Below are 21702 nucleotides of genomic sequence, written 5' to 3'. Positions count from 1 at the left end.
GCAATATTTTATTTTTTGCACATACTTTATAAAGTGCTTTATATTTTCTTTTCAGAAATACTCAATCAATTACGCAATGTATAAGGAGTTTGATAATGAAACTATGGGCAAAAATCTCTGCTGTCATGGCGGCATTACTGATGGCATTTACGTTGTCTGCATGTTCTCCAACTGCAACGTCAGAAGGTACTGGGGGTTATTTTGATGACTCCGTGATCACCACCAAAGTTAAAACAGCACTAATCGGTGAAAAAAATCTTAATTCAACACAAATTAGCGTTGAAACTTTTAAAGGTAAAGTTCAATTAAGTGGTTTCGTTTCTTCTCAAGCGGATGCTAATCGTGCCATTGAAACAACACGCAAAGTTACAGGCGTAAAAGGCGTTATCAACTCTATGGTTGTTCGCTGATCCCTTTTTTATTCTAGTCTTTCTTTAGCTTTACGTTTAGACCACTTCGGTGGTCTTTTTTCGTTTATAAGTTTATGTTTATTTGTAGCGATTATCATAATTCAGATCAAATTTTGCAAAAAACTAAAATTAATCAAAAATAGCCTGCTTTTGTCGAGCTTTAAAAATAGCTCACAAAAAGAGCAAAACAAAAGAATTGCTAATCATTTTTCATTCAAAAACCAACCGCTTTGTTATTATCAGTGTGAGACCTTGCTAATCCTTTTTATTTCTCTATAGATTTTATCTATCCATTGATAGATAACGCACTTTTACTAAAATTAAATATAAAGATGTATTTTAAATGCATCTATAAAATACCCAATTTTATCAATTACAATGCTATTTATTATTAATAAATAGAAATAAATAATTTTTAATTTATTTATATCCAAGCATTAAGATGTATATTAAATACAACTTAGAAGATATTTAAATATAAAATGTTCCATTTTAAATACACCTTTATTTATTTAACATTATTTAAAAATGACTCTTATTTTAAGTATTAACAATAAAATGATATCTTTTGATAATCTAAAAATGAGTGTTGTCTGTGAATTTAAAACATAAAAAAGCGAAGATAATCTTCGCTTTTCATTATGAGATATTCTTTTAAAGAAAGAATAATTAGAAACGGTAGCCCACACCAAACATAAATACAAATGGGTCTAAACGTGTACTGATTGATTGTCTATCATCACCCGCTTTAAATTTAACATCCGTTTCGATATTCATCCACCAAACAGACGCATTCAACATCCAGTTTTTATCGAGGTTATAATCTAAACCAGCTTGTGCTGCAAAGCCCCATGAATCCTTGAGGTCTAAGTCAGATAAACCAGCATCTTTACCCGCTGAATTGAATTTTTCATCAAAGAAAGTAGTAAAGTTAAGACCTGCACCTAAATAAGGACGTAATTTATCTTCACCATTACCAAAGTAATATTGTGCCATTAATGTTGGTGGTAAATGTTTAACTGTCGCAATTTCACCAAAGTTTGTTAATGATACTTTGTGCTCAAAAGGAGTCGCTGCTAATAATTCAACACCAATATTATCAGTGATCATATACCCGAAAGTTAAACCTAATTGGGTATTATTATTAGCTTCAAAATGACCAATATCTAATACATTATCAGAGCCTGCATTAGGACGAACAGTTGCAGTACCTGCACGGAATAAGAAATCACCCGCTTGGTGAGCGAAAGAAATAGAAGGCGCAAGAGTTGCAGCCGCTAAAATAAGCGCAGAAAGTTTTTTCATTATTTAACCCATTCCTGTAATAAGTAAAATCTCCGCTAAAAATATAACCATTTATTGATAATTATGATCTAATACCGATCACAACTTTGGAATTATTTTTGCAGAAAGTGTTATTTCTCTTTTTATTATTTATCAATATGATTATTTATAATTGATCCACATCAAATTACCCATTAATACAATTTTTTCTTATAATTAAATTTATTATTAGTAATATTTTTTGAATAAAAAATATCCTAAAAAGACACATTTAAAAATAAGGTTATTTTTATGTTAAAATAATGTTTGGTTTAATTTAAATAATGAGTGTGCAGTGACTATCAAGATCAAGAAATAAGCTTAATAAGCGGTTTGATAGAAAATATCCCTTTTTGCTGTTGTAAAAGGTACAATAGCGCGCATTGACACAGTCTATTTTTATAGGAGCAGTTTCATGCCTACCACGGCACGCACAATCTATCGAGACAGTCTTAATTTTTATAAGAATGAACGACGTAGTATTGTTACCCTTTCCGCTATCCTTGCTGTTGTTTTAGCAATAGTTCATGTCTTAATTGGCCCTAATCCTCAAGAATACCAATTGATGATTGAATTTGTGGCTAATTTTAAAAATACACAACTTTCTTCTGCTTCTCCTGCCGAGTTAGAAGCAATGTCAAACAGTGTCGTGGGTGTTGCCAAAAAAGTATTATCACTGTATGCATTCGAAACATTACAGCAAAGCATCTTGGTTCTCACCTTATTGATGTTCGCTATGGCAATCTCTGCAGGTCATAATGTCACCTTAGGGCAAACATTTAACGCCTGCTTACCTCGCTTACCAAAAATGTTTTTACTGATTGTCCTGTGCTCTATTTTAATTAGCGCTGGTTTTATGGTGATGATTATTCCTGGCATCATTTTGCTCATTGGTTTTGCATTAGCCCCCGTTGTTTTAGTGCGCCAACAAAATATGGGAAGTGCAATACGTTTAGGTTGGAAAATTGGATTTAGTGAATCAGGATCACTTATTCCTGCATTAGGCATTTGGATCTTATTGCAGTTTGGTATTGGTTTTGTAAGTAATCTTACAATTCAACTACCTGATCTTGTCCATAATTTCTTATTCTATCTTTTGAAAAATATGGCTTCAGCGTGGATGATTATTTACCTATTTCGTTTGTTTATGTTGGTTGAAAACAAATACACAACACAACAAACTCGCTAATTTGTTCAAAGCATAGCTATCTACAAAATTTACCGATAAAAAATCCCGTGTATAAGCTAACAACTTATCACGGGATTTTACTTTGTATTCATCACCACTGGTAAAACTTAACCAAAATGCTTAATGTGTTGATGCATGGCTCTCTATTGGCACTTCTAATATCGAGTCTTCGCTATTCTCAGCTTCTTGCTTTAATGCCTCTTTTCTTGCTTCTTTTTGCTTCTCTTTAATTTGTTGTCGGCTTTGATAAAGTCGGATCACAAAATAAAGATCGGGAGCAATAATCAAATCATCTTCATTGAGTGAAATCTTATTACGTTCAATCCAACGATTTAATTCTGTTCTGCGCCCAGCTAAAACTAATTTAACGCCTTTTATTCGCAATTCTCGTATTAGTTCATCAATAGCAGCAAACACACTGACATCGTCATAGGTAAAGCTTACAGCTGCATCTACCGCTAACCATGCTGGTCGTTGAGGTGCATTATCAACAAGTTGGAGTACCCGTTTTTTAAAATAACCCACATTAAAATAAGTCAGTGGTGAATTAAACCGATACATCATTAAGCCATCAATAGGCTCAATGCCATTATCTTTATTCATTGAGTGAACCATACCCTGTTCATCAACACCCAATAATTGATCGCTTGGACGAAAAACAATACGTAAAAATTGTAACAAACCTAATAAAACGGCAAAACCGATACCATTAATTAGCCCTGCCAATAACACAGCTAATAAGGTGAATGATGCCAAGGTAAATGCTTGTTTATTACGTTTACGATAAGACCAAATATGACGAATACTTAGTAAAGACCATGAAGAAACAATCAAGACTATGCCTAATGAAGATAATGGAATATAGGCGAGAAAATCAGTCATAAATAATAGTACTAGCAGAATAACCAGTGCTGCGATAATAGAAACTAACTGCGTTTTCCCACCAACAGAGTCATTGACTGCAGTACGACTACTTGCCGCACTAACCGCAAATCCTTGAGAAAGCGCTGCCGCAATATTGGCAATACCTAACGCTTTTAACTCTTGATCTGCATCGACATCATAACCGTTCTTACTGGCAAAACTGCGGGCCGTCATCATAAAACTCACGAAGCTAATAACTGCCAAGTTTATAGATGGAACTAACAATTCTCTCAAGACACCAGGATGGAATCCCGTCATAGATACAACAGGTAAAAACAGATCAACATTTCCTGCATCTTTATCTACGATAGCAATACCAAAGCTTGCTAAATCAAATTGCCAACTTAAATACGTCATCACGACCATCGCAATTAAAGGGGCTGGCCATCGACTACGAAAATAACGAATGCCTAATAAGAGTGCTAATGTTATTGCAGACATTAACACTGTGGGTAAATGCGCATCCATTAATCGAAATGGAACTTCAATTAATTTTTCAATTAGGTGATCGGGGGAAGTATCAAAACCAAATACTTTGCTGATTTGCCCAACCATAATGGTGATCGCGACACCATTTAAAAGTCCTTGTAAAATAGGTCGAGATAGAAAATCAGTAAAAGCCCCTAACCGAAAATGGCTGGCTAAAATACACCAAAATCCCGTCATTGCCGTCATAATAATTGCAAGTTGCCATCTAGCATTCTCGTCACCAGCAGATAATGGAATAACAACGGCAGCAATAACAGCACAAGTTGCGGCATCAGGCCCTGTAATTAACTGCCGCGATGTGCCAAATAACGCATAAATAATCATCGGAAAAATACAGGCATATAATCCAACAATTGGGTTAATCCCTAATAATTCGGTATAAGCAATTGCGACTGGCAATGCAACGGCGGCAACAGAAAGCCCTGCTTTTAAGTCATAGCCAAAATAATCACGCTTATAATTAAACAATAAGCCTAATCCTGGCATCCATTTTATTATTCTTTTTCCGTTCATTGATTTCCTCTTATCAGAAATACTTTTTTATCTATGCATTCATCAAAAAGTAGCGATAATGTTGATGAGTTACTGAATCATATACTAGAGTGATATTAAAATCCCCTTTCATAACTCAAGCTTTAATTTTAATTCCCCCTAAATGCAATTATGTTGATTTTTCATTGAGTTATTTCAGAGGAAAACCGTGTTTTTTATATAAATCAGCACTTCATAATTAAAGATATGCAATTGTTTACCCATTTCCTGTCGCTTTGCATTAGAATAGCCTAGTTTATGAATTTAATTACCATAGGTTCCTATTTGTTATGAAAAATGGCTGGCTTAAGCAATTACTTGATTTCGCTCCACTATTAGTGTTTTTTATCTTCTATAAATGGCAAGATATTTTCTACGCTTCAGGTGCATTAATTGTCGCTACGTGGATTTCAGTCGGCTTGACGTGGCTTATTTTCCATAAAGTTGAAAAAGCACCACTCATTACGGCTATTGTTGTCACTATTTTTGGCTCATTAACTATCTTCTTCCATTCGGCTGATTTTATTAAATGGAAAGTCACGGCCATATATGCCATTTTTGCCGTTGTATTAATTGGTATGCAACTATTTACACCTAAAACATTAATGGAAAGAATGTTAGGTAAAGAGCTTGCCATGCCTGCGGCTAATTGGAAAAAAGTAAATATAGCTTGGGTGATTTTCTTTTTTGCTTGTGCCTTAGGTAATATCTACGTGGCATTCTCTTTACCAGAAGAGACTTGGGTTAATTTTAAAGTCTTCGGTTTAACCATTTTGACCTTTATCTTTACTATCGCCAGTGTAGTTTATATCTGGAATAATCGTTTACCAGAAGAACAAACTGAAGAAGAAGCCCCGCAAAATGGTGAAAACCTATTATCAGATGATATGACAAAACAAGCATCTAAACCGACATCACATGATGCTCATTCAAAATCTGAATAATCATTTTTATTTTATTGGGAGATGTGAACTCTAAATAACTCAAGTACAGCTAGGCGACAAATAAATGAGTTGCTACGAGTAACGCTACGGCTTGAAGTATAACGAGTAAATATCTCCTTGGTTTCAACATTAATAGATACATTATTCCCCATGACTGAACAACAATCTTTGCCTAATGGTGAGCTCGTTTTACGTACCCTTGCCATGCCTGCTGATACTAACGCCAATGGTGATATTTTCGGTGGCTGGTTAATGTCTCAAATGGACATTGGTGGTGCAATTTTAGCAAAAGAAATTGCGTTAGGTCGTGTCGTTACTGTAAGCGTAACGGGCATTACCTTTCTTAAACCTGTTGCTGTTGGCGATGTCGTCTGTTGCTACGCACGTTGCTTAAAAACAGGCAACTCTTCAATTACTGTTAATATTGAAGTCTGGGTTAAGAAAGTCGCCACAGAACCTGTCGGCCAACGCTATCGTGCAACAGAGGCTGTATTTACCTACGTTGCTGTTGACGAGAACAATTCAGCTCGTCGCTTACCTGAAGGTAAAGCGCACTTCACGCTAACAAGCACAATGGAATAAAAAGCTATTACGACAATTCGATTACGGCGAATAGCGTGAAAACATTAAAAATTAAATACTAAAAAGGCACTTATTAAAGTGCCTTTTATTTATCTGGTATCAAATAATGATATCACTTTGTTTAACCACTAATTTTATAAAAATTAGCTTGCTGATATTCCTGTCATTTTGAACTCAATCAGAACCACTTTTCCTTTATAAGGAATTTTTTCATAACGCCATTGGCGCATCGCTCTTTTTACTTCGCGCTCAAACACATTTTTAGGATCAGCTGAAATAATTTCTACATTATCAACTCTTCCATCAGCATCAACATCAAAACGAACTTTAATTGAACCTTCCATCCCCACAGCGCGTGCTCGTGGTGGATATTCAGGTAAACCTTGACGTACTGCATTAGGTACTTTGCCTTCACCGCTACTTGCCACTGCAACTGGTTTTTCGTCACCTTTATCACTTGGCTTTGCCGTCGGGTTAAGATTTTTGAGATCATTACCTTTATTAACAACTAAAGGTTGTGGTCGCTCAACAGGCGGTTTGGGTTTGTCCACTGGTTTTGGCTTAGGTTTCGGTTTTGGTTCTGGTTTTTTCTCTATTGGTTTTTCGATAACAGGCTTCACATCTGGAATAGGCTCAGGCTCTGGTTCGGGTTCAGGCTCGACAACCGGTTCAGGCTCTGGAGGTGTGACTTCTTCAACCACAGGTTCTGGTTCGCCAGCAGGCTCATCTGCAGCAAATGCTAACATTTGTATAGAGATAGGCTCAGGTGTAACTGGCTTATCTTCTACAACATACAACATCGCTGCCGCAACAAGTGAGGCATGCAGACAGAGTGATATGAATACCCAAAGCTTCCAACGCATAACTGATCTTATTTCACCTAAAGAAAAAATAATGCCCCTAGTTTAAATGCAAATAGCAATCATATTCAATAACGTTTAGCAAAATGATTGATATAAAGTGTTAAAAAGTGGAATTATGAGTTCCATTCTATGTGTTGAACAAACAAAAGCGCTCTATGTTTTTTAGAAGTATCAAGTTTACGCAGTTTATAAATTCGGAAATTACGACGAGATTGCCCTTCTAACCATCGACGACGTTTACGTAATACCTGTCTCATCATTCGCCAACGTGCAACTTCATTCCTACTGTGTCTCATGCTATCAGCACCTATTTTTTCGAATAAGTGGTGTATTATAAGACGTTCATTTTGTGATCCAAGGGGCGATTTATAATTTGCTTGAATTTCATCCATTCTTTGAGCATTTCTCACAAAGAAAAAATAAATAATGGGTTGTATCTTATCGCTTATTTAATGCTTATCTCTCAATAAAGAGATTTGACAGAGATAATAATCCTGATTTAATAACAACATTCGGCAAATAACAAAAATAATGAACTATTTTTAGTAAATTGCCTTTTGCTCATTCATGCAATTCATTTTCAACGGAAAATAGCTCTACTATGACAACATTTTATACTGTATTAAGTTGGCTAACCTTTTTCTTCTATTGGCTATTAATTGCGGGGGTCACATTTCGTGTCCTAATGCACCGACGACCTGTCACATCAACCATGACATGGTTATTAATCATTTATATCCTGCCACTAGTTGGGGTTATCGCTTATTTTGCCTTTGGTGAATTACATCTTGGTAAACGACGCGTTGAGCATGCTAAACAAATGTGGCCTTCTGTTGTTGCATGGCTTGAAGACTTAAGAAAATGCAAGCATATCTTTGCGACAAGTACGAGTGATGTTGCAACGCCTCTTTTCCAATTAACGGCTAAACGCCAGGGCATTAAAGGGGTTAAAGGTAACAAAATTGAACTTTTAACAACCTGTGAAGATTCTCTCAATTCGATTACACGTGATATTAACAATGCACGCGACAACATTGAAATGGTCTTTTATATTTGGCAATCAGGTGGTTTAGTTGATGAAGTCACCGAGGCATTAATTAGAGCGGCTAAACGTGGCGTAAAATGTAGGATCATGGTTGACTCAGCTGGTAGTTGGAATTTCTTTCGAACTAAAGGCCCTGATGTGATGAGGGCGGCAGGTATTGAGTTTGTCGAATCATTGCATGTTAATTTATTCCGTTTTTTCTTGCGCCGTATGGATTTGCGCCAGCATCGAAAAATCGTCTTAATTGATAACTATATTTCCTACACAGGAAGTATGAATATGGTTGATCCTCGTTATTTCAAACAAGATTCAGGCGTCGGTCAATGGATTGATATTATGGTAAGAATGGAAGGCCCTGTTTCAACCACTTTAGGGATGATTTATGCCTTTGATTGGGAAATGGAAACCGGAGAACGTCACTTACCACCACCGCCTGATGATAATATCATGCCTTGTGAACAAGAAAGTGGTCACACAACACAGGTTATCGCATCAGGCCCAGGATTTCCTGATGAGCTTATTCAACAATCCTTAATCACAGCTATTTATTCTGCAAGAAAAGAATTAGTACTCACAACACCTTATTTTGTACCTAGTGACGATCTTGCACATGCCATCTCAACCGCAGCAATGCGTGGTGTTGAGGTAAGTATTATAGTGCCTCGTAGTAATGACTCTTTTCTTGTGCGTTGGGCAAGTCGTGCATTTTTTACAGAAATGCTTGAAGCAGGTGTGAAAGTCTTTCAGTTTGAAGATGGCTTATTACATACCAAAAGCGTCATGGTTGATGGGCAACTCAGTATGGTAGGTTCAGTAAATCTTGATATGCGTAGTTTGTGGTTAAATTTTGAAATTACCGTTGTTATTGATGATGAAGGTTTTGGAAGTGATTTAAGCATTGTTCAGTATGATTATATTGCCCGCTCTACAGAATTAACCATGGATGAATGGGAAAAACGACCATTTTTAAATCGTGTATTAGAGCGTATCTGCTATTTCTTTAGCCCTCTGTTATAATCAGAATGGTAACAATATATTTTGCTAAATGAGCAAAAATATCATACAAACAACGCGATAATTATTGGAATAATAAACAGGCATTACCATGAATGAACCAACCTTAATTAGTGAAGATGAAGCGCTAGAACAAGCTTATGATTTATTTTTAGCTCAAGCAGTCGATAATTTGGATGTTGCAGATCAATTACTATTTAACCTGCAATTTGAAGAAAGAGGCGCAGCTGAAGTGGTTCCATTAGGTAATGATTGGCAGTTTATTGTCGGCCTTCCTGTTACACCTGCTCGCTTTAGCGAAGTGATTATTGGTCTTGCACCTGATGACGATTCCGATATTGATGATATTTTTGGTCGTGTCCTAATTAGTCGCGATCCATTACAGCCTATGTTCCATATTATTTGGAAATCTTGATATCCGCCCCCTGAAGAACGCGGTTTTACTGCGCACCTGATAATTACCTTTATCTTCACCTGCTTATGTTTTAGTAGGTGATTTTTTATGTCAGAGAGAAATAAATGAGTGATAGTCACTTTATTATTGATGCTATTTTTGCCTTAGCTTTCTTTGGAGCATTTTACTGGTATATCTGCGTAGCAGTTATTATCGTCATGCTCTATGCCACAATAAAAACACAAAAAATATTATTTCGTCTTTTGTTTATGTTCATCGCTTTAGTTTTTGCTTATTTACCCTTTATGCAATATCTTTGGTAATAATGGTATAGAAAATGAAAAACACTATATAAGCATAAGCAATATAAGCATAAGCAATTAGTACCTTTCACCTATTTTTACCTTTGATATGGGTAATTCACTCAAAGCATTTTGATGAATGAGCAATAGTTAAAAACATTGTACCTTCTCTTGTGAGCGTACTATCTTGTTTTATTGGTGGTGATTTGATCATTCTATCAATTTCAGTTGAAGAAAATTTATCACGCGCTTCATTATAAAAACACAGACACTGCTCGTTTGTTACTGTGCTATAAATATTCAATGTATCCATGCAATATTCAATAACTCTATTTTCTTGTGACTCAGAGCAAGCCGATAGGGTGAATAAAGATAAAATAATCACTAAATTTTTTTTCATAATAATTCCACTATTATATTATTTATTAATTTATGAAAAAATTATTTCATTAAATCATGAGTGTTATTACGATATAAATCAAATTTAAGTGGATAATTATTATTTATATAAGATAAATAATAATAATTTTCACTGTCTCTTCTATTTTATATCTTTAATATTTTTCTCAGTATTTATACTTACTTTTATTTAATCTTAAATGCAATAATGGAAAAGGATTTCCTTGCCCATCTACTTCAGAGCGCCCTACTTGCTCAAATCCAATATAAAGATAAAAACCAATTGCTTGAGGATTTTGCTCGTTTACATCTAACTCATCAATATGCAATGTATTTATCGCAAAAGTTGTAAGCAATTTACCACAACCATTCCCTCTAGAATTTGCATCAACAAAGAGCATTTCTAATTTATTTTCTGCCACACCCAAGATCCCATGAATAACATTATTATTGTCTATCGCAATATAGGTATTAAGCATAGGAAAATACTTTTCTACAATATTTTTTTTAAGCGAGAAAATAATATTTTCAGATAGAAATGCATGCGTAGCTCTAACCGATGACTCCCAAACTGTAATCATTTCATCATAGTGTGAAGGTTCTGCTTTTATTATAGTTAACATATAATTTCCTAATAAAAATTATTTTTTAATATGATTTATTATATCTGAATAAGAATAATTAAAAATTATAATTTTTGTGTATGTTAAGTTATAGCGATGAACTTATATTTTTCAAATAAAGGTTGATAAACATATTACCAACCCTTTTTATCAAAAAGAAAATTTATCTATTTTTTATAATTAACCGTAATAAAATTAGAATCGATAACCAAGCCCGATCACCCATGTACCAAATTCGATATTATTTAACTTTGAGTATTCGTAAGATGCATCAATAGCAAGTTTTGCAACCGGGTTATATTGTAAGCCCGCACCATAACTATTTGATATCTTATTGAAATGAATATTACCAGAGTTATTTTCACAGTTTAATTTCATGTTAATTGAGCTAATACCAATCAAACCATATAAATTTATATATTCATTAAAACGATAACTTGGGCCTATAGAGAATAAGTAATAATTATAATTTATATTCCCTTTACTATCATTAATATCAAAAGAATACTTTTCTTTATTATATGTAAATGAGCCAAACATGCCCCAATCATTCATTAATTTATAATTATATTTAACATTAATACCTTTAGGCGTATCAGTTACATTATTACTATCCATTTTTAATTGACTTTGTGCATAACCTAAAGAAAATGTATTTTTCAATGTTGCCGATGTACTAAAAGATAGTGTTGACAAAACAATCATAATCATTGAAATAAATAATTTATATTTCATTATATTTCCCGATAAATTAAATTCTACAATAAAATAAAACACCAAAATATAATTAGCATTAAAATTAATTTAGTGTTATAAAGTGAAATTCACACTTAAATAATAAATAAAAAATTGAAGAAAATAAATATATTGTTATTTATAAATTAATAATAAATATTATATTTTAACAAATAGACAAAAAATGATATTTAAACTGAAATAGAAACAAATGAAAAGTATTTAAATTTAGAATAAAGTGTTAAATGGAATGTTAATTCTAATTTTATGATGTGATTTTTAAAAGGCCACATAATGTGACCTTTTAAAAATATTATTTATCAGCTTAATATTAGAAACGATAACCGACACCTAATACCCAAGTACCGAATTTTGCATTATCAAATTTTGAATATTCATAAGATGCATCAATTGCTACGTTTGGGATTGGATTAATTTGCAAACCTAATCCATAAGCCATGGACGTTTTGCTGTATGTATCATTAACATAATAATATTTATCTTCTTGACTAACGTGACCAAGACCAATTAAACCATATGCACTAAAATAGTCATTAAAACGATAACTAGGGCCAGCCGTTAATGAAACATAGTCAATTTCACTTGAACCAATTTTTCCCCAACGACTATAATAATTATAGGTTAATTTTGTATACGTCAGTGATCCAATAACCCCCCACTCATTATCAAATTCATGGTTATACTTAAAGTTAACCCCTTTAGGATTATCATCTATTTTATCATCATTCAATTTAATTGAACTTTGAGCATAACCTAATGATAAAGTATTATCTAACGCGGCTTGTACATTAAAAGAAAGTGTAGAAATAGCTAACAACGAAGTGGATAGAAATAAATTACGATTCATTTTTATTCTCTATATAAAACAAAGGATAGAAAAAAGGAACTAAACTAGAATTTAGCTCTCTTATTAAATTGAGTTTAATACTCAATAAATTTTATTTATAAATAATACGTTATTAATTTATTTTTATAAAGAAATTATTATGGTTAAATTGATAATTAAAAGACCATCTGTCTCAACAACAAACTTACCTTATTTTTCTCTATTATTAAGGGAATATTAAGTCTATAAATTATAAAAAAACTTATTTTAAATTTTAATTAGATTTTTTATTTTCCATCTATTATTAATATTTTATTATTTATTAAAAGTAAAAAACTTAACTGCCAACTAAAGTAAATATATTTTATTATTAATACAATATGGCTTTTATTTTAAATAATTTAAATATTTATGCTACGAAGTAACCTCAAATTAAATATCACTTAACTCTCCATGGTGATTAATCGATCAATTTAATATCAAGATATTTAAGTAAATCGAGTGCTTCTATTTTAGAAAAAATTGCTTTCGTCATTTTATTTTGCCGAATATCAATATCAAAAGAATGCGAATGAGTAAAATCAACCCCTTCTAAATTTGTTTGCATAAACAAACTATTAGAAAAATCAGAACCAACCATAAGTGATCTTTGAAGCTCCGCATTTCTAAAATCCACATCATGTAATCTACACTCTTCAAAAATAGATTCGCTCAGTTTTAATCCAAAAAAGTTACATCCGCTTAAAATGCTATTTTTAAAACTGAGTTGAGAATAAAGATCGAATTTTGGCCAATGCGCTTTTGTCCAATCAATACCAACAAGTTTACATTCAACAAATTCAGTATTAGAAAATCGAGTATTAGGAAAATTAGCTAAACTTAAATTACATTGTTCAAATAAGCAATGTACAAACTTGCAATGCAATAGCTCAGCAGATAAAAAATTACACTGGTGAAATTCACATTCCTCAAAAATAACATTGCTAAGTGCCAATTCATTAATATCAAGTTTAGTAAAAGTTCTATCTAAATATTCTTGATTACTCTTTAAATTTTCCATATATGAACTCAATAGAAATGTATATTAATCTAGAGATAAAACAGGCCTAGAGTAAAGTTTATTTTATGTTTATATATTATTAGCAAGTTGCATTTTTAACCAAAAACTTTGCTGACATAAATTAAAAAATTCTTTCCGACAAGGAGAGATAATTTTGTTATTCGATTCTACAATTTCCCAAGTGATCCAATGTTCGGGACATTGAGCGTCATTATCATAGAACTCTGTTTCTATCTCTTCTGTGCATTTCAAGATGACACCATCAGGAAATAACCAGCTATGAGTTGCTCTGGTTATTTCTGCTAAGTTATCCCAAAGTTTCTGAGTACTTAAAATTTGATAATTATCTTCTTGGTTTACAATTTGAGATATATATTTCGCTAACATCATCATCTCTCTTGTTTTATTTCTTAAAATTTAGTGTATTCACTATAATTGAGACAAGGTTTATTACTTTTAATTTTCATCAAAAGCATCTGCCATAAGCAAAAATTTAGGCTCAGCTTTTTTATATGCATTGATCATCGGAACTAGCCGCTGAAAATGTTCACTAGCACAATGTGTATCAAGCGCAGCATGATCTGGCCATTGTTCAACAAAGACAAAGTGGCCTGGATCTTTTTCATCAACATATAAATTATAGCTAATACAAAGAGGCTCTTTTTTAGTCGCTTCAACAAGCTCACGATAAAGAGGTAAAACAATTTCTATCGCTTCTGTTTTAATAAAATCTTCAGCAATCACTTTTAACATCACATTTTCCTTACCGTAATTGAATAACACAAGATGCTGTATAAAAACACAGCCAAATATAGTCTAGTTGACTTAAGAGATCTAGACTTTTTACAAAAGAAAAATGCTTCTTTAAAAGAATAAAAACCGCCTTAGTTTTTCAGGCTATCCTCTTTATCTTTCTTTAAACACTCGACTTCTAACCAATGAGTAAATAGCTTTGCTTTTTGTATAAACACATTTATATCATCGATTGGGTTTATGCTTTTAGATAAAAGATAATTAATACTTTTTTGTTGATCTGGATAATTTGCTTCTACTATTTTTACAAAGTCTTCTAGTATTTCAGGCCAATATTCATCTTTTTCACTACGTAAAATATTTGTTGAGCGAATAAGTTTACGCGCTATTGCCCTTTGTAAGTGATGTTTTTCAATAGCCAACTGCCTTTCATCTATCTGTTTAATATAGCTATCTATAACTTGTACAAAATCACCATTTATTGCCAAGGCAATTTTTCTTGATGGTGAGAATGGTAAAAAATATTGAGTTAAATCATCACCAAAAATACAACGACAGTGATGTTTTAACCAATAGCCCCAACTGTATAAATTGTTAGGCGCCAATACCTCGCTTAAAACACCAATATCGAAATCAATTTTGCTGACAATAGAGTGTTGTTTTTCTAATATTGCTCTTGCATTATCTAACAGGTGAATTTCGCTTTCGTTTATTTCATGATTTAAAATTAAGCAAATATCTAAGTCTGATATTCCCTCTGTTGCGCATCCATTGGCCACACTGCCATAAACATATATGCTATGTAACCTTTCTTTTAACAATTGAGAAAGTTGCTCAGTGACATCAGTAATAACAGATTGAAATGATGATTGAAAACACTTTGTGGAAGGTAACTTTATTTTACCTACTTGAGAAATTGTCATAGCTTACCTTTATGGAAAATCTATATATAATTAAACCCTAACTCTTTCTTAGCAAGACGCAATGCATAAAAAACAAAACGATGCAGCAACCTGTTTTGAAACAATAAAAAAGGTCTGTTTCTCACACAGTAGGCAGTAAATATCAAACATTTATTCTCAATATCGATAAAAATATACGTTTAAATAATACTGATTCTCTTTATATAATAACCATTCATTAAGTAATACAGAGAAAGTAAGATTTTGGGGGTTAACGTGTGGCTTGAACAATTTGGTGTACTCAATATCTGGACATACCTTGCAGGCATGTTTTTTATTATCCTGGTTCCTGGCCCTAATACACTTTATGTGCTAAAAACAAGCGCATCAGGGGGCGTCAGGGATGGCTATCGTGCTGCATTCGGTGTCTTTTTAGGTGATGCTATTTTAATTTTTCTCGCCTTTATTGGTGTCGCATCTGTTATAAAAGCCTCTCCTGTACTCTTTACTATTGTCCGTTTTTTAGGTGCTTTTTACCTCCTTTATTTAGGAATAAAGATTATCCATGCAACTTTTTTCTCCAAAAAAGTATATTCAGAACAAACAACGACAGTACAGAAACACGTTTTCAGAAAAGCGCTTACATTAAGCATGACCAATCCTAAAGCGATTCTATTTTATATTTCATTTTTTGTTCAGTTTATAGATTTTAATTATGCACATACTGGATTATCTTATTTAATTCTTGCTTCCATGCTTGAAGCGTTTAGCTTTATTTATCTCTCTTTTCTAATATTTGGTGGTGTAGCCCTTGCCCGCTTCTTTGGCTCACGTAAAAATATTGCAAAATTAGGCAATGGTGTTATTGGGCTTTTCTTTATGGGATTCGCGACTAAACTAGCAACATTATCATCCTGATTTTTAATAACAATCCTTATTAAAGAGATGGCAATCAGAATAAGATTGCCATTTTTTAATATACGATTATTTACGTATATTTGTAAAATTCTACTCCTATTATTTTATTAAATAATATTCATTCTCATTCTATTTTAGTTTTAAAGGCTATTTTTATTTTATTATTATTTAACCTCATTTATTTAATATAAATTTGATTAATATTATTAAAACACTCCCATTATCGATATATCATAAAATACATATCCTTATAGATAGGTATTGAGATGAATAGCCAAATTGTTATTGATTCTAAAAAATGTATTGGCTGTAAGACGTGCGAAGTCGTTTGTTCAGTCGGTCACACATCAGAAAAAGATGGAAATGATTTTCTCAATAAAAAGAATTTTCATCCTAGAATACATATTATTAAATTAATGCATCAGTTTACTGCTTCTGTTTGCCATCAATGTGAAGATGCACCTTGTGCACAAGCTTGCCAAACACAAGCATTAGTACGTGGTGAAAACTTTGTTGAAACACACCCTGAAAATTGTATTGGATGTAGAGCCTGTCTTTTAGCTTGCCCTTTTGGCGCCATTGAGCTTGAGAAAAAAAACAACACCTCCCCAACTTCATTTTTAGATCTTGGCCAACATTTCCAAGTTGATATCATCAAATGTGATTTATGTAATCATAGAGAACAAGGGCCTGCCTGTGTTGAATATTGTCCTCAAGACGCCTTAATTTTAGTCTCTGATAACGATCTAACACAATTGACTGCTGAACGTAGAAAAAACTCGATTTTACGCGAAGATCTTAATATACAGGGAATATCTATTTAAAATTACAATAGCCTTATCCATTTCTATAAGGCTATTACTTCTTACTTTTTACTACCTTGAAATCGCTTAACTGTAGTTATCTATATCGAAACTACCCTGCCATCTGCTATCATTAGCGACTTATCCATTTTCTTGCCATAAATAACTTTGTTTTCCAAACCACTCATCAAATGAGTTATAAAACATTTTATTGATTTATATAGCTTTTAAATCATTCAACGTTCGAGATAGAAAACAAAGCCTTGGTTAGCAAGTTACAGAATAATCAGCAACGATATAGAACCGTAAAAATGAGCATTCCAAAAGAACAGTATAATTTCAACAAACTACAAAAACGCTTACGCCGCGATGTTGGGCAAGCTATCGCTGACTTTAATATGATAGAAGATGGCGATAAAATCATGGTCTGCCTTTCTGGTGGTAAAGATAGTTACACTCTACTTTCTATCTTAATGAATCTGCAAAAAAGTGCGCCAATTAATTTTTCACTTATTGCCGTGAATTTAGACCAAAAACAACCTGGATTTCCTGAGCATATTTTACCAGAGTATTTAAATGAGCTCGGTGTGGAATATAGAATTGTTGAAGAAAATACCTATGGAATTGTCAAAGATATTATTCCTGAAGGTAAAACAACCTGCTCTTTATGCTCTCGTTTACGTCGTGGTATTTTGTATCGTACAGCGACAGAGTTGGGTGCTACTAAGATTGCGCTAGGACATCATCGTGATGATATTTTAGAAACATTATTCTTAAATATGTTTTATGGTGGAAAACTTAAAGGTATGCCACCTAAATTAATGAGTGATGATGGTAAACAAATCGTTATTCGCCCTCTTGCTTATGCTCGTGAAAAAGATATTGAGCGTTTTGCACAAGCAAAACAGTTCCCAATTATCCCGTGTAATCTTTGTGGTTCACAGCCTAATCTACAACGTCAAGTTATTAAAGAGATGCTAAGAGATTGGGATAAGCGTTACCCTGGACGTATTGAAACTATGTTTAGAGCAACACAGAATATTGTTCCATCACACTTATGTGATACTCAATTATTTGATTTTGCTAATATCAAACATGGGGATGAAGTCATTAATGGTGGCGATTTAGCTTTTGATAAAGATGATATTCCAACCGTACCCGTGATGTTCCAAGAAGAAGATGATGAACGTCCCGACTTTAGCCAAAATAAACTCGATATTATTGAAGTGAAATAAAACACGATATCCTAATCCTAAGTCTTGTTTTCAAGGCTTAGGACTTTTATGACCAAATAATCACCAATAATAAATTTGAGCAAAAAAAAACCGATGTTAATAAACATCGGTGTAATAATGGTCAATTATTCTGTATTAAGAACTCAATATGAGAAAAACTACAATTATGGAGCACAACGTTCATCGCTCAACGTTGTATTCACCTGCGAGAGTTATAATGCCAGATGTTCTATTTTAAAAAATTGATATATCTCAAACAGGGTTAGAGAATTCTTTTTTAAATCCATTTAGTTACGATTAATTTGCTGAATTTTTACAACCATCTACTACGCTTTAACCACCAAGTAACAATCACAATCAAAACAAAGAGAGATAAACAAAAAATGGCAAAACCATAAGGGAATTCATTTCCAGGAATTCCGCCTAAATTGACACCAAATAGCCCTGTTAGAAATGTCGTTGGTAAAAATAACATCGCCATTAATGACATAGTGTAAGTACGTCTATTCATCGCATCTGCCATCATTGATGTTATTTCATCAGCGATCACCGCTGTACGAGAAATACTACTGTCCAAATCCTCTAAACGTCGAGAAAGTCTTTCTGATATTTCGAGCATTGTGACTCTATCACTATCACTCATCCATGGTAATTTTTCGATAGAAAGCCTAGAAAATACATCTCGTTGCGGAGCCATGTAGCGACGTAAAACTATTAACTGTTTTCTTAATAATGCGAGTTCACCTCTTGCTGGTATTTGTTGATCAAGGATCATATCTTCGAGTTCAATTAATTGGTCATGCAAAGTTTCAACAAATTCACCTATTTCATCAGTAACAGCATCTGCCATAGTTATAAGCCAATCACCACTGCTTTCAGGTCCACTGCCTAACTCTAAGGTATGAATAACAGAATCCACTGAATTAACTCGACGATGACGACTCGAAACAATTGTTTGGCTGTTAATATAAATTCTGAATGCGACTAGTTCATCAGGTCTATCATTAGGATTATTATTAATTGTTTGCAAATTGATGACGACACCTTCACCAATCCTTTGTGCTTTTGGTCTGATGTTCTCTGCTAATAATACATCTTTGGCAATAGGTGGAAGTGCTTCTGTTTCCTCTATCCATTTCGCACTTTGTGGCTTACGATAGTCCAAATGTATCCAATAAGGATTATCGTTTGTAGCGATTGTATCTGCTGTTATTTCTATTACTCCACCATGACCATCAAGTTGCGCGGTGTAAATTGCATCTGAATCTTGCAAAATAGAGTCATTAATTGTTTTCATTTAGTTTCCTCCGTACGCTTGCTTTAGTCGCAATAGATTAATTTATCGTCTCTTTATCTAATTATTTTTCAATGTTTTATTTTATACTTTTTTCTAGCTCACTGTATATCAACACTATTTTTGTATAATTAATCTAAAACTTCTATTTATATTCTCCACTTTAGGATTATTACACTAAATCCAATTCGGATAATTACGTTAGTATATTAATACTAGAAATATCTATAGGTAACTTACTTTATTTATAGGAAAAATTTTATCTACTGTAATTTATAATAATTAGATCCCTAGTGTATACTAAATATTATCTTATACATTTATTGCAACCTAAAAATAAGGTCATCAATATGAAAAAATTTCTCGCTATTCCTTTATTTTTGCTTTTAGCTGGATGCAATGATGCAACATCGACTGAAAGTGCTAATACTGCCTCTACTTCTGATATAACAAAAACACTTCTAGTCGATTCACAACTTTATGATTGTGTCGGTGTTGCACCAATGAAATGCATGAAGGTGAAAGAGCTCCCTTCAGGCGAATGGTCCCTTTTCTATCAGAACATTGAAGGTTTTGAATATAAAGCAGGTACTGAATACACATTAAAAGTAAATGTTACAGATATTCCTAATCCACCAGCTGATGCACCTAGCGTAAAATATACACTGGTAGAAATTGTCGATAAAAAATAATTTTTTACTTAATTTAAACTCACAATAGACCGTATTCGCTATTGTGAGTCATTTATCTATTGATATTATTCTTCTGATAGTTTCTTATTAACAAATTAATAAAACTTATTAATAAGCTATTTATGTGATCTCATTTTTTATTATGTATTAAAGATAAGTCTGCTAATTTTTTTTAAGAGTAATTTCAATCAATTAACATTGAAATTGTGTTTGAATTTACTAAAAATAGAGCTCTTCACATCAACATAGAACCTCTATAATGAATAAATTAATACTTATTTTAATTAGCTTAATTTTACCTTACTCTTCTGCATTATATGCTTACAATGAATCACATACTGTCTATAGTGGCTATATTTACGGAAAACTAAAAGGAGATACCGCCAAAGGCCCTATAATCAATTATCGTTATGAAACAGAAAATGCTTGGGGTTTATTAATTTCTCTACTCTATTTAAATTCAAATTATAAAGAACCCTTTAAAGATCCTCGTTTTATCACTCCATCAATAAAACAATATAAAACTAAAACCACAGCTCTATTAATCGGCCCTACTTATAGAATAACGCCTAAGTTTTCTGTTTATGCCCAAATGGGGCCCAATAAATTAAAGTATCAAGAAGATAAATTTCACCCTGAAATAAATACTACAGACACGCATAGAGTGGATACAACAAGTGTTATTGGTCAAATAGGCATCGATTATAACCCCATAAAAGAGGTCGCAATTAACTTTGGTTATCTTTATTCCGATACCACTGCAAATAAACGCCATATTGAATTAAATAGCATACAATTATCTTTAGGTTATCGCTTTTAACCCCCCCTTATAAACTATAATTTAATTTAACAATTTATAGATTGCTAAGAGGTGGTTTTACCTATAAAAGGCTTAAATATAACAATAAACTCATCAATTTTTATTGTCTCTAAGGAGTTATACCTATAAATAATATGAAATATAATATTTAACATCGAACACATTGCACAATTAGTCAAAACAAAGTAGCAAAAATGTATTAACATCTCTTCTGCAATGTTTATTCCTTTTGAGTCTCCTTCTGTTTTTATAACAGAGGGACTTTTTTTATACATATATTATTAATTGCTGTAACAGTTCGATACAATAAAAAGCGTGCAAATAGGGCATTAAAAATATAATTTATATCCAGACAATAAATTAACCTGCTTTATTTTGCTACGCCCCTTTTTAAAGGGGTTCTTTTTTATTTATATGCCCTCTTATTTTATACACTCCTCTATTTATTCAAGATTAAAACTGAAACGATAACTGTTTAGCTTTTTATTTATTTTTTAATAAAAAAATACCTCAAAGCAAGGGTATTAACTTTGAGGCATTATCTATTTTCTCTTATTCTTTTACGCAGCCAGAGTTCACTGATGGCTATTTTCAAGTAATCTATTCATTAC

Annotated in this window: 24 protein-coding genes and 1 pseudogene; 12 read left to right on the top strand and 13 right to left on the bottom strand. The window is 32.7% G+C overall.

The genetic code is table 11. The features are described 5' to 3' along the window. Positions 1–95: 95 nt before the first annotated feature. A complete protein-coding gene (locus LW139_RS09810) occupies positions 96–410 on the top strand; it encodes a BON domain-containing protein (protein WP_036937135.1) in 315 nt (104 codons plus the stop codon). Positions 411–1079: 669 nt separating this feature from the next. Here LW139_RS09810 and ompW read toward each other — a convergent pair. Continuing rightward, positions 1080–1715 carry an outer membrane protein OmpW gene (gene ompW / locus LW139_RS09805; protein ID WP_166541317.1) on the bottom strand — a complete coding sequence of 212 codons (636 nt, stop codon included), beginning with the start codon at positions 1713–1715 and terminating at the stop codon, positions 1080–1082. A 433-nt stretch (positions 1716–2148) separates the two neighbouring features. On the opposite strand from ompW, the gene LW139_RS09800 reads away from it, so the two are divergent. After that, the gene (locus tag LW139_RS09800; RefSeq protein ID WP_109408744.1) at positions 2149–2922 is read left to right on the top strand and encodes a YciC family protein; all 774 of its coding nucleotides are present in this window, start codon (positions 2149–2151) and stop codon (positions 2920–2922) included. Between the two features lie 120 nt (positions 2923–3042). On the opposite strand, the gene LW139_RS09795 is transcribed toward LW139_RS09800, so the two are convergent. Beyond that, on the bottom strand, positions 3043–4848 hold the full coding sequence (locus LW139_RS09795; RefSeq protein WP_167395482.1) for a SulP family inorganic anion transporter: 1806 nt from the start codon (positions 4846–4848) through the stop codon (positions 3043–3045). Between the two features lie 308 nt (positions 4849–5156). On the opposite strand from LW139_RS09795, the pseudogene LW139_RS09790 reads away from it, so the two are divergent. Further along, positions 5157–5705 (top strand): annotated as a pseudogene (locus tag LW139_RS09790) (septation protein A); the annotation flags it as partial. A 255-nt stretch (positions 5706–5960) separates the two neighbouring features. After that, positions 5961–6392 carry an acyl-CoA thioester hydrolase YciA gene (yciA, locus tag LW139_RS09785; RefSeq protein WP_006536988.1) on the top strand — a complete coding sequence of 144 codons (432 nt, stop codon included), beginning with the start codon at positions 5961–5963 and terminating at the stop codon, positions 6390–6392. A gap of 143 nt (positions 6393–6535) precedes the next feature. Here the strand turns inward: yciA and tonB are convergent, their stop codons facing one another. Further along, positions 6536–7255: a TonB system transport protein TonB gene (gene tonB / locus LW139_RS09780; protein WP_109408741.1), complete on the bottom strand. Its 720-nt coding sequence runs from the start codon at positions 7253–7255 to the stop codon at positions 6536–6538. A 113-nt stretch (positions 7256–7368) separates the two neighbouring features. Next, the gene (locus LW139_RS09775; protein ID WP_109408740.1) at positions 7369–7551 is read right to left on the bottom strand and encodes a YciY family protein; all 183 of its coding nucleotides are present in this window, start codon (positions 7549–7551) and stop codon (positions 7369–7371) included. A 305-nt stretch (positions 7552–7856) separates the two neighbouring features. Between LW139_RS09775 and cls the strand changes: the two genes are divergently transcribed. From cls to LW139_RS09760, 3 genes are all read left to right on the top strand, one after another. Further along, complete coding sequence (gene cls, locus LW139_RS09770; protein WP_109408739.1) at positions 7857–9317, top strand: cardiolipin synthase; 1461 nt, start codon at positions 7857–7859, stop codon at positions 9315–9317. 82 nt (positions 9318–9399) lie between these two features. Then, positions 9400–9729 (top strand): HI1450 family dsDNA-mimic protein, encoded by a 330-nt coding sequence (locus LW139_RS09765; protein WP_409076918.1) that lies wholly within the window; start codon positions 9400–9402, stop codon positions 9727–9729. Positions 9730–9833: 104 nt separating this feature from the next. Beyond that, positions 9834–10031 (top strand): hypothetical protein, encoded by a 198-nt coding sequence (locus tag LW139_RS09760; protein WP_109408737.1) that lies wholly within the window; start codon positions 9834–9836, stop codon positions 10029–10031. Between the two features lie 97 nt (positions 10032–10128). On the opposite strand, the gene LW139_RS09755 is transcribed toward LW139_RS09760, so the two are convergent. The 8 genes from LW139_RS09755 to LW139_RS09720 all read right to left on the bottom strand — a co-directional run bounded on the left by LW139_RS09755 (position 10129) and on the right by LW139_RS09720 (position 15350). Further along, positions 10129–10410 (bottom strand): hypothetical protein, encoded by a 282-nt coding sequence (locus LW139_RS09755; protein ID WP_227336817.1) that lies wholly within the window; start codon positions 10408–10410, stop codon positions 10129–10131. A gap of 166 nt (positions 10411–10576) precedes the next feature. Continuing rightward, entirely contained in the window at positions 10577–11032 is a 456-nt protein-coding gene (locus LW139_RS09750) for a GNAT family N-acetyltransferase (protein ID WP_247851136.1), read from the bottom strand. 195 nt (positions 11033–11227) lie between these two features. Further along, entirely contained in the window at positions 11228–11767 is a 540-nt protein-coding gene (locus LW139_RS09745) for an Ail/Lom family outer membrane beta-barrel protein (RefSeq protein ID WP_166541322.1), read from the bottom strand. Positions 11768–12098: 331 nt separating this feature from the next. Continuing rightward, complete coding sequence (locus LW139_RS09740; protein ID WP_166541323.1) at positions 12099–12635, bottom strand: Ail/Lom family outer membrane beta-barrel protein; 537 nt, start codon at positions 12633–12635, stop codon at positions 12099–12101. A gap of 439 nt (positions 12636–13074) precedes the next feature. Continuing rightward, positions 13075–13674 carry a pentapeptide repeat-containing protein gene (locus LW139_RS09735; RefSeq protein ID WP_166541324.1) on the bottom strand — a complete coding sequence of 200 codons (600 nt, stop codon included), beginning with the start codon at positions 13672–13674 and terminating at the stop codon, positions 13075–13077. A 69-nt stretch (positions 13675–13743) separates the two neighbouring features. Then, positions 13744–14061: a hypothetical protein gene (locus tag LW139_RS09730; RefSeq protein WP_247851135.1), complete on the bottom strand. Its 318-nt coding sequence runs from the start codon at positions 14059–14061 to the stop codon at positions 13744–13746. A 69-nt stretch (positions 14062–14130) separates the two neighbouring features. After that, positions 14131–14427, bottom strand: coding sequence for a putative quinol monooxygenase (locus tag LW139_RS09725; protein ID WP_166541326.1), 297 nt, complete (start codon positions 14425–14427; stop codon positions 14131–14133). A 131-nt stretch (positions 14428–14558) separates the two neighbouring features. Next, complete coding sequence (locus tag LW139_RS09720; protein ID WP_166541327.1) at positions 14559–15350, bottom strand: nucleotidyltransferase domain-containing protein; 792 nt, start codon at positions 15348–15350, stop codon at positions 14559–14561. 306 nt (positions 15351–15656) lie between these two features. Between LW139_RS09720 and leuE the strand changes: the two genes are divergently transcribed. The 3 genes from leuE to ttcA all read left to right on the top strand — a co-directional run bounded on the left by leuE (position 15657) and on the right by ttcA (position 18285). Continuing rightward, positions 15657–16247 (top strand): leucine efflux protein LeuE, encoded by a 591-nt coding sequence (gene leuE, locus LW139_RS09715; RefSeq protein ID WP_243733482.1) that lies wholly within the window; start codon positions 15657–15659, stop codon positions 16245–16247. Positions 16248–16513: 266 nt separating this feature from the next. Continuing rightward, complete coding sequence (locus tag LW139_RS09710; protein ID WP_227336815.1) at positions 16514–17071, top strand: 4Fe-4S dicluster domain-containing protein; 558 nt, start codon at positions 16514–16516, stop codon at positions 17069–17071. 290 nt (positions 17072–17361) lie between these two features. Beyond that, positions 17362–18285, top strand: a complete 924-nt coding sequence (ttcA, locus tag LW139_RS09705) for a tRNA 2-thiocytidine(32) synthetase TtcA (protein WP_109408727.1) — start codon at positions 17362–17364, stop codon at positions 18283–18285. Positions 18286–18598: 313 nt separating this feature from the next. Here ttcA and zntB read toward each other — a convergent pair whose 3' ends face one another. After that, a complete protein-coding gene (zntB, locus tag LW139_RS09700; protein WP_109408726.1) occupies positions 18599–19582 on the bottom strand; it encodes a zinc transporter ZntB in 984 nt (327 codons plus the stop codon). 347 nt (positions 19583–19929) lie between these two features. Between zntB and LW139_RS09695 the strand changes: the two genes are divergently transcribed. Further along, entirely contained in the window at positions 19930–20271 is a 342-nt protein-coding gene (locus LW139_RS09695) for a DUF4377 domain-containing protein (protein WP_166541330.1), read from the top strand. A gap of 259 nt (positions 20272–20530) precedes the next feature. Continuing rightward, a complete protein-coding gene (locus LW139_RS09690; RefSeq protein WP_166541331.1) occupies positions 20531–21091 on the top strand; it encodes an Ail/Lom family outer membrane beta-barrel protein in 561 nt (186 codons plus the stop codon). Positions 21092–21702 lie beyond the last annotated feature (611 nt).

It is taken from the genome of Proteus vulgaris (genome assembly GCF_023100685.1).
Classification (GTDB): Bacteria; Pseudomonadota; Gammaproteobacteria; order Enterobacterales; family Enterobacteriaceae; genus Proteus.
The sequence above is the reverse complement of the archived record's forward strand: the minus strand, read 5'-3'. Positions and strand labels throughout refer to the sequence as shown.

Bases quoted from the DNA above. Each gene is read 5' to 3' on its own strand.
- LW139_RS09810 (WP_036937135.1), top strand. From the start codon at position 96: ATGAAACTATGGGCAAAAATCTCTGCTGTCATGGCGGCATTACTGATG.
- ompW (WP_166541317.1), bottom strand. From the start codon at position 1,715: ATGAAAAAACTTTCTGCGCTTATTTTAGCGGCTGCAACTCTTGCGCCT.
- LW139_RS09800 (WP_109408744.1), top strand. From the start codon at position 2,149: ATGCCTACCACGGCACGCACAATCTATCGAGACAGTCTTAATTTTTAT.
- LW139_RS09795 (WP_167395482.1), bottom strand. From the start codon at position 4,848: ATGAACGGAAAAAGAATAATAAAATGGATGCCAGGATTAGGCTTATTG.
- yciA (WP_006536988.1), top strand. From the start codon at position 5,961: ATGACTGAACAACAATCTTTGCCTAATGGTGAGCTCGTTTTACGTACC.
- tonB (WP_109408741.1), bottom strand. From the start codon at position 7,255: ATGCGTTGGAAGCTTTGGGTATTCATATCACTCTGTCTGCATGCCTCA.
- LW139_RS09775 (WP_109408740.1), bottom strand. From the start codon at position 7,551: ATGAGACACAGTAGGAATGAAGTTGCACGTTGGCGAATGATGAGACAG.
- cls (WP_109408739.1), top strand. From the start codon at position 7,857: ATGACAACATTTTATACTGTATTAAGTTGGCTAACCTTTTTCTTCTAT.
- LW139_RS09760 (WP_109408737.1), top strand. From the start codon at position 9,834: ATGAGTGATAGTCACTTTATTATTGATGCTATTTTTGCCTTAGCTTTC.
- LW139_RS09755 (WP_227336817.1), bottom strand. From the start codon at position 10,410: ATGAAAAAAAATTTAGTGATTATTTTATCTTTATTCACCCTATCGGCT.
- LW139_RS09750 (WP_247851136.1), bottom strand. From the start codon at position 11,032: ATGTTAACTATAATAAAAGCAGAACCTTCACACTATGATGAAATGATT.
- LW139_RS09745 (WP_166541322.1), bottom strand. From the start codon at position 11,767: ATGAAATATAAATTATTTATTTCAATGATTATGATTGTTTTGTCAACA.
- LW139_RS09740 (WP_166541323.1), bottom strand. From the start codon at position 12,635: ATGAATCGTAATTTATTTCTATCCACTTCGTTGTTAGCTATTTCTACA.
- LW139_RS09735 (WP_166541324.1), bottom strand. From the start codon at position 13,674: ATGGAAAATTTAAAGAGTAATCAAGAATATTTAGATAGAACTTTTACT.
- LW139_RS09730 (WP_247851135.1), bottom strand. From the start codon at position 14,061: ATGTTAGCGAAATATATATCTCAAATTGTAAACCAAGAAGATAATTAT.
- LW139_RS09725 (WP_166541326.1), bottom strand. From the start codon at position 14,427: ATGTTAAAAGTGATTGCTGAAGATTTTATTAAAACAGAAGCGATAGAA.
- LW139_RS09720 (WP_166541327.1), bottom strand. From the start codon at position 15,350: ATGACAATTTCTCAAGTAGGTAAAATAAAGTTACCTTCCACAAAGTGT.
- leuE (WP_243733482.1), top strand. From the start codon at position 15,657: ATGTTTTTTATTATCCTGGTTCCTGGCCCTAATACACTTTATGTGCTA.
- LW139_RS09710 (WP_227336815.1), top strand. From the start codon at position 16,514: ATGAATAGCCAAATTGTTATTGATTCTAAAAAATGTATTGGCTGTAAG.
- ttcA (WP_109408727.1), top strand. From the start codon at position 17,362: ATGAGCATTCCAAAAGAACAGTATAATTTCAACAAACTACAAAAACGC.
- zntB (WP_109408726.1), bottom strand. From the start codon at position 19,582: ATGAAAACAATTAATGACTCTATTTTGCAAGATTCAGATGCAATTTAC.
- LW139_RS09695 (WP_166541330.1), top strand. From the start codon at position 19,930: ATGAAAAAATTTCTCGCTATTCCTTTATTTTTGCTTTTAGCTGGATGC.
- LW139_RS09690 (WP_166541331.1), top strand. From the start codon at position 20,531: ATGAATAAATTAATACTTATTTTAATTAGCTTAATTTTACCTTACTCT.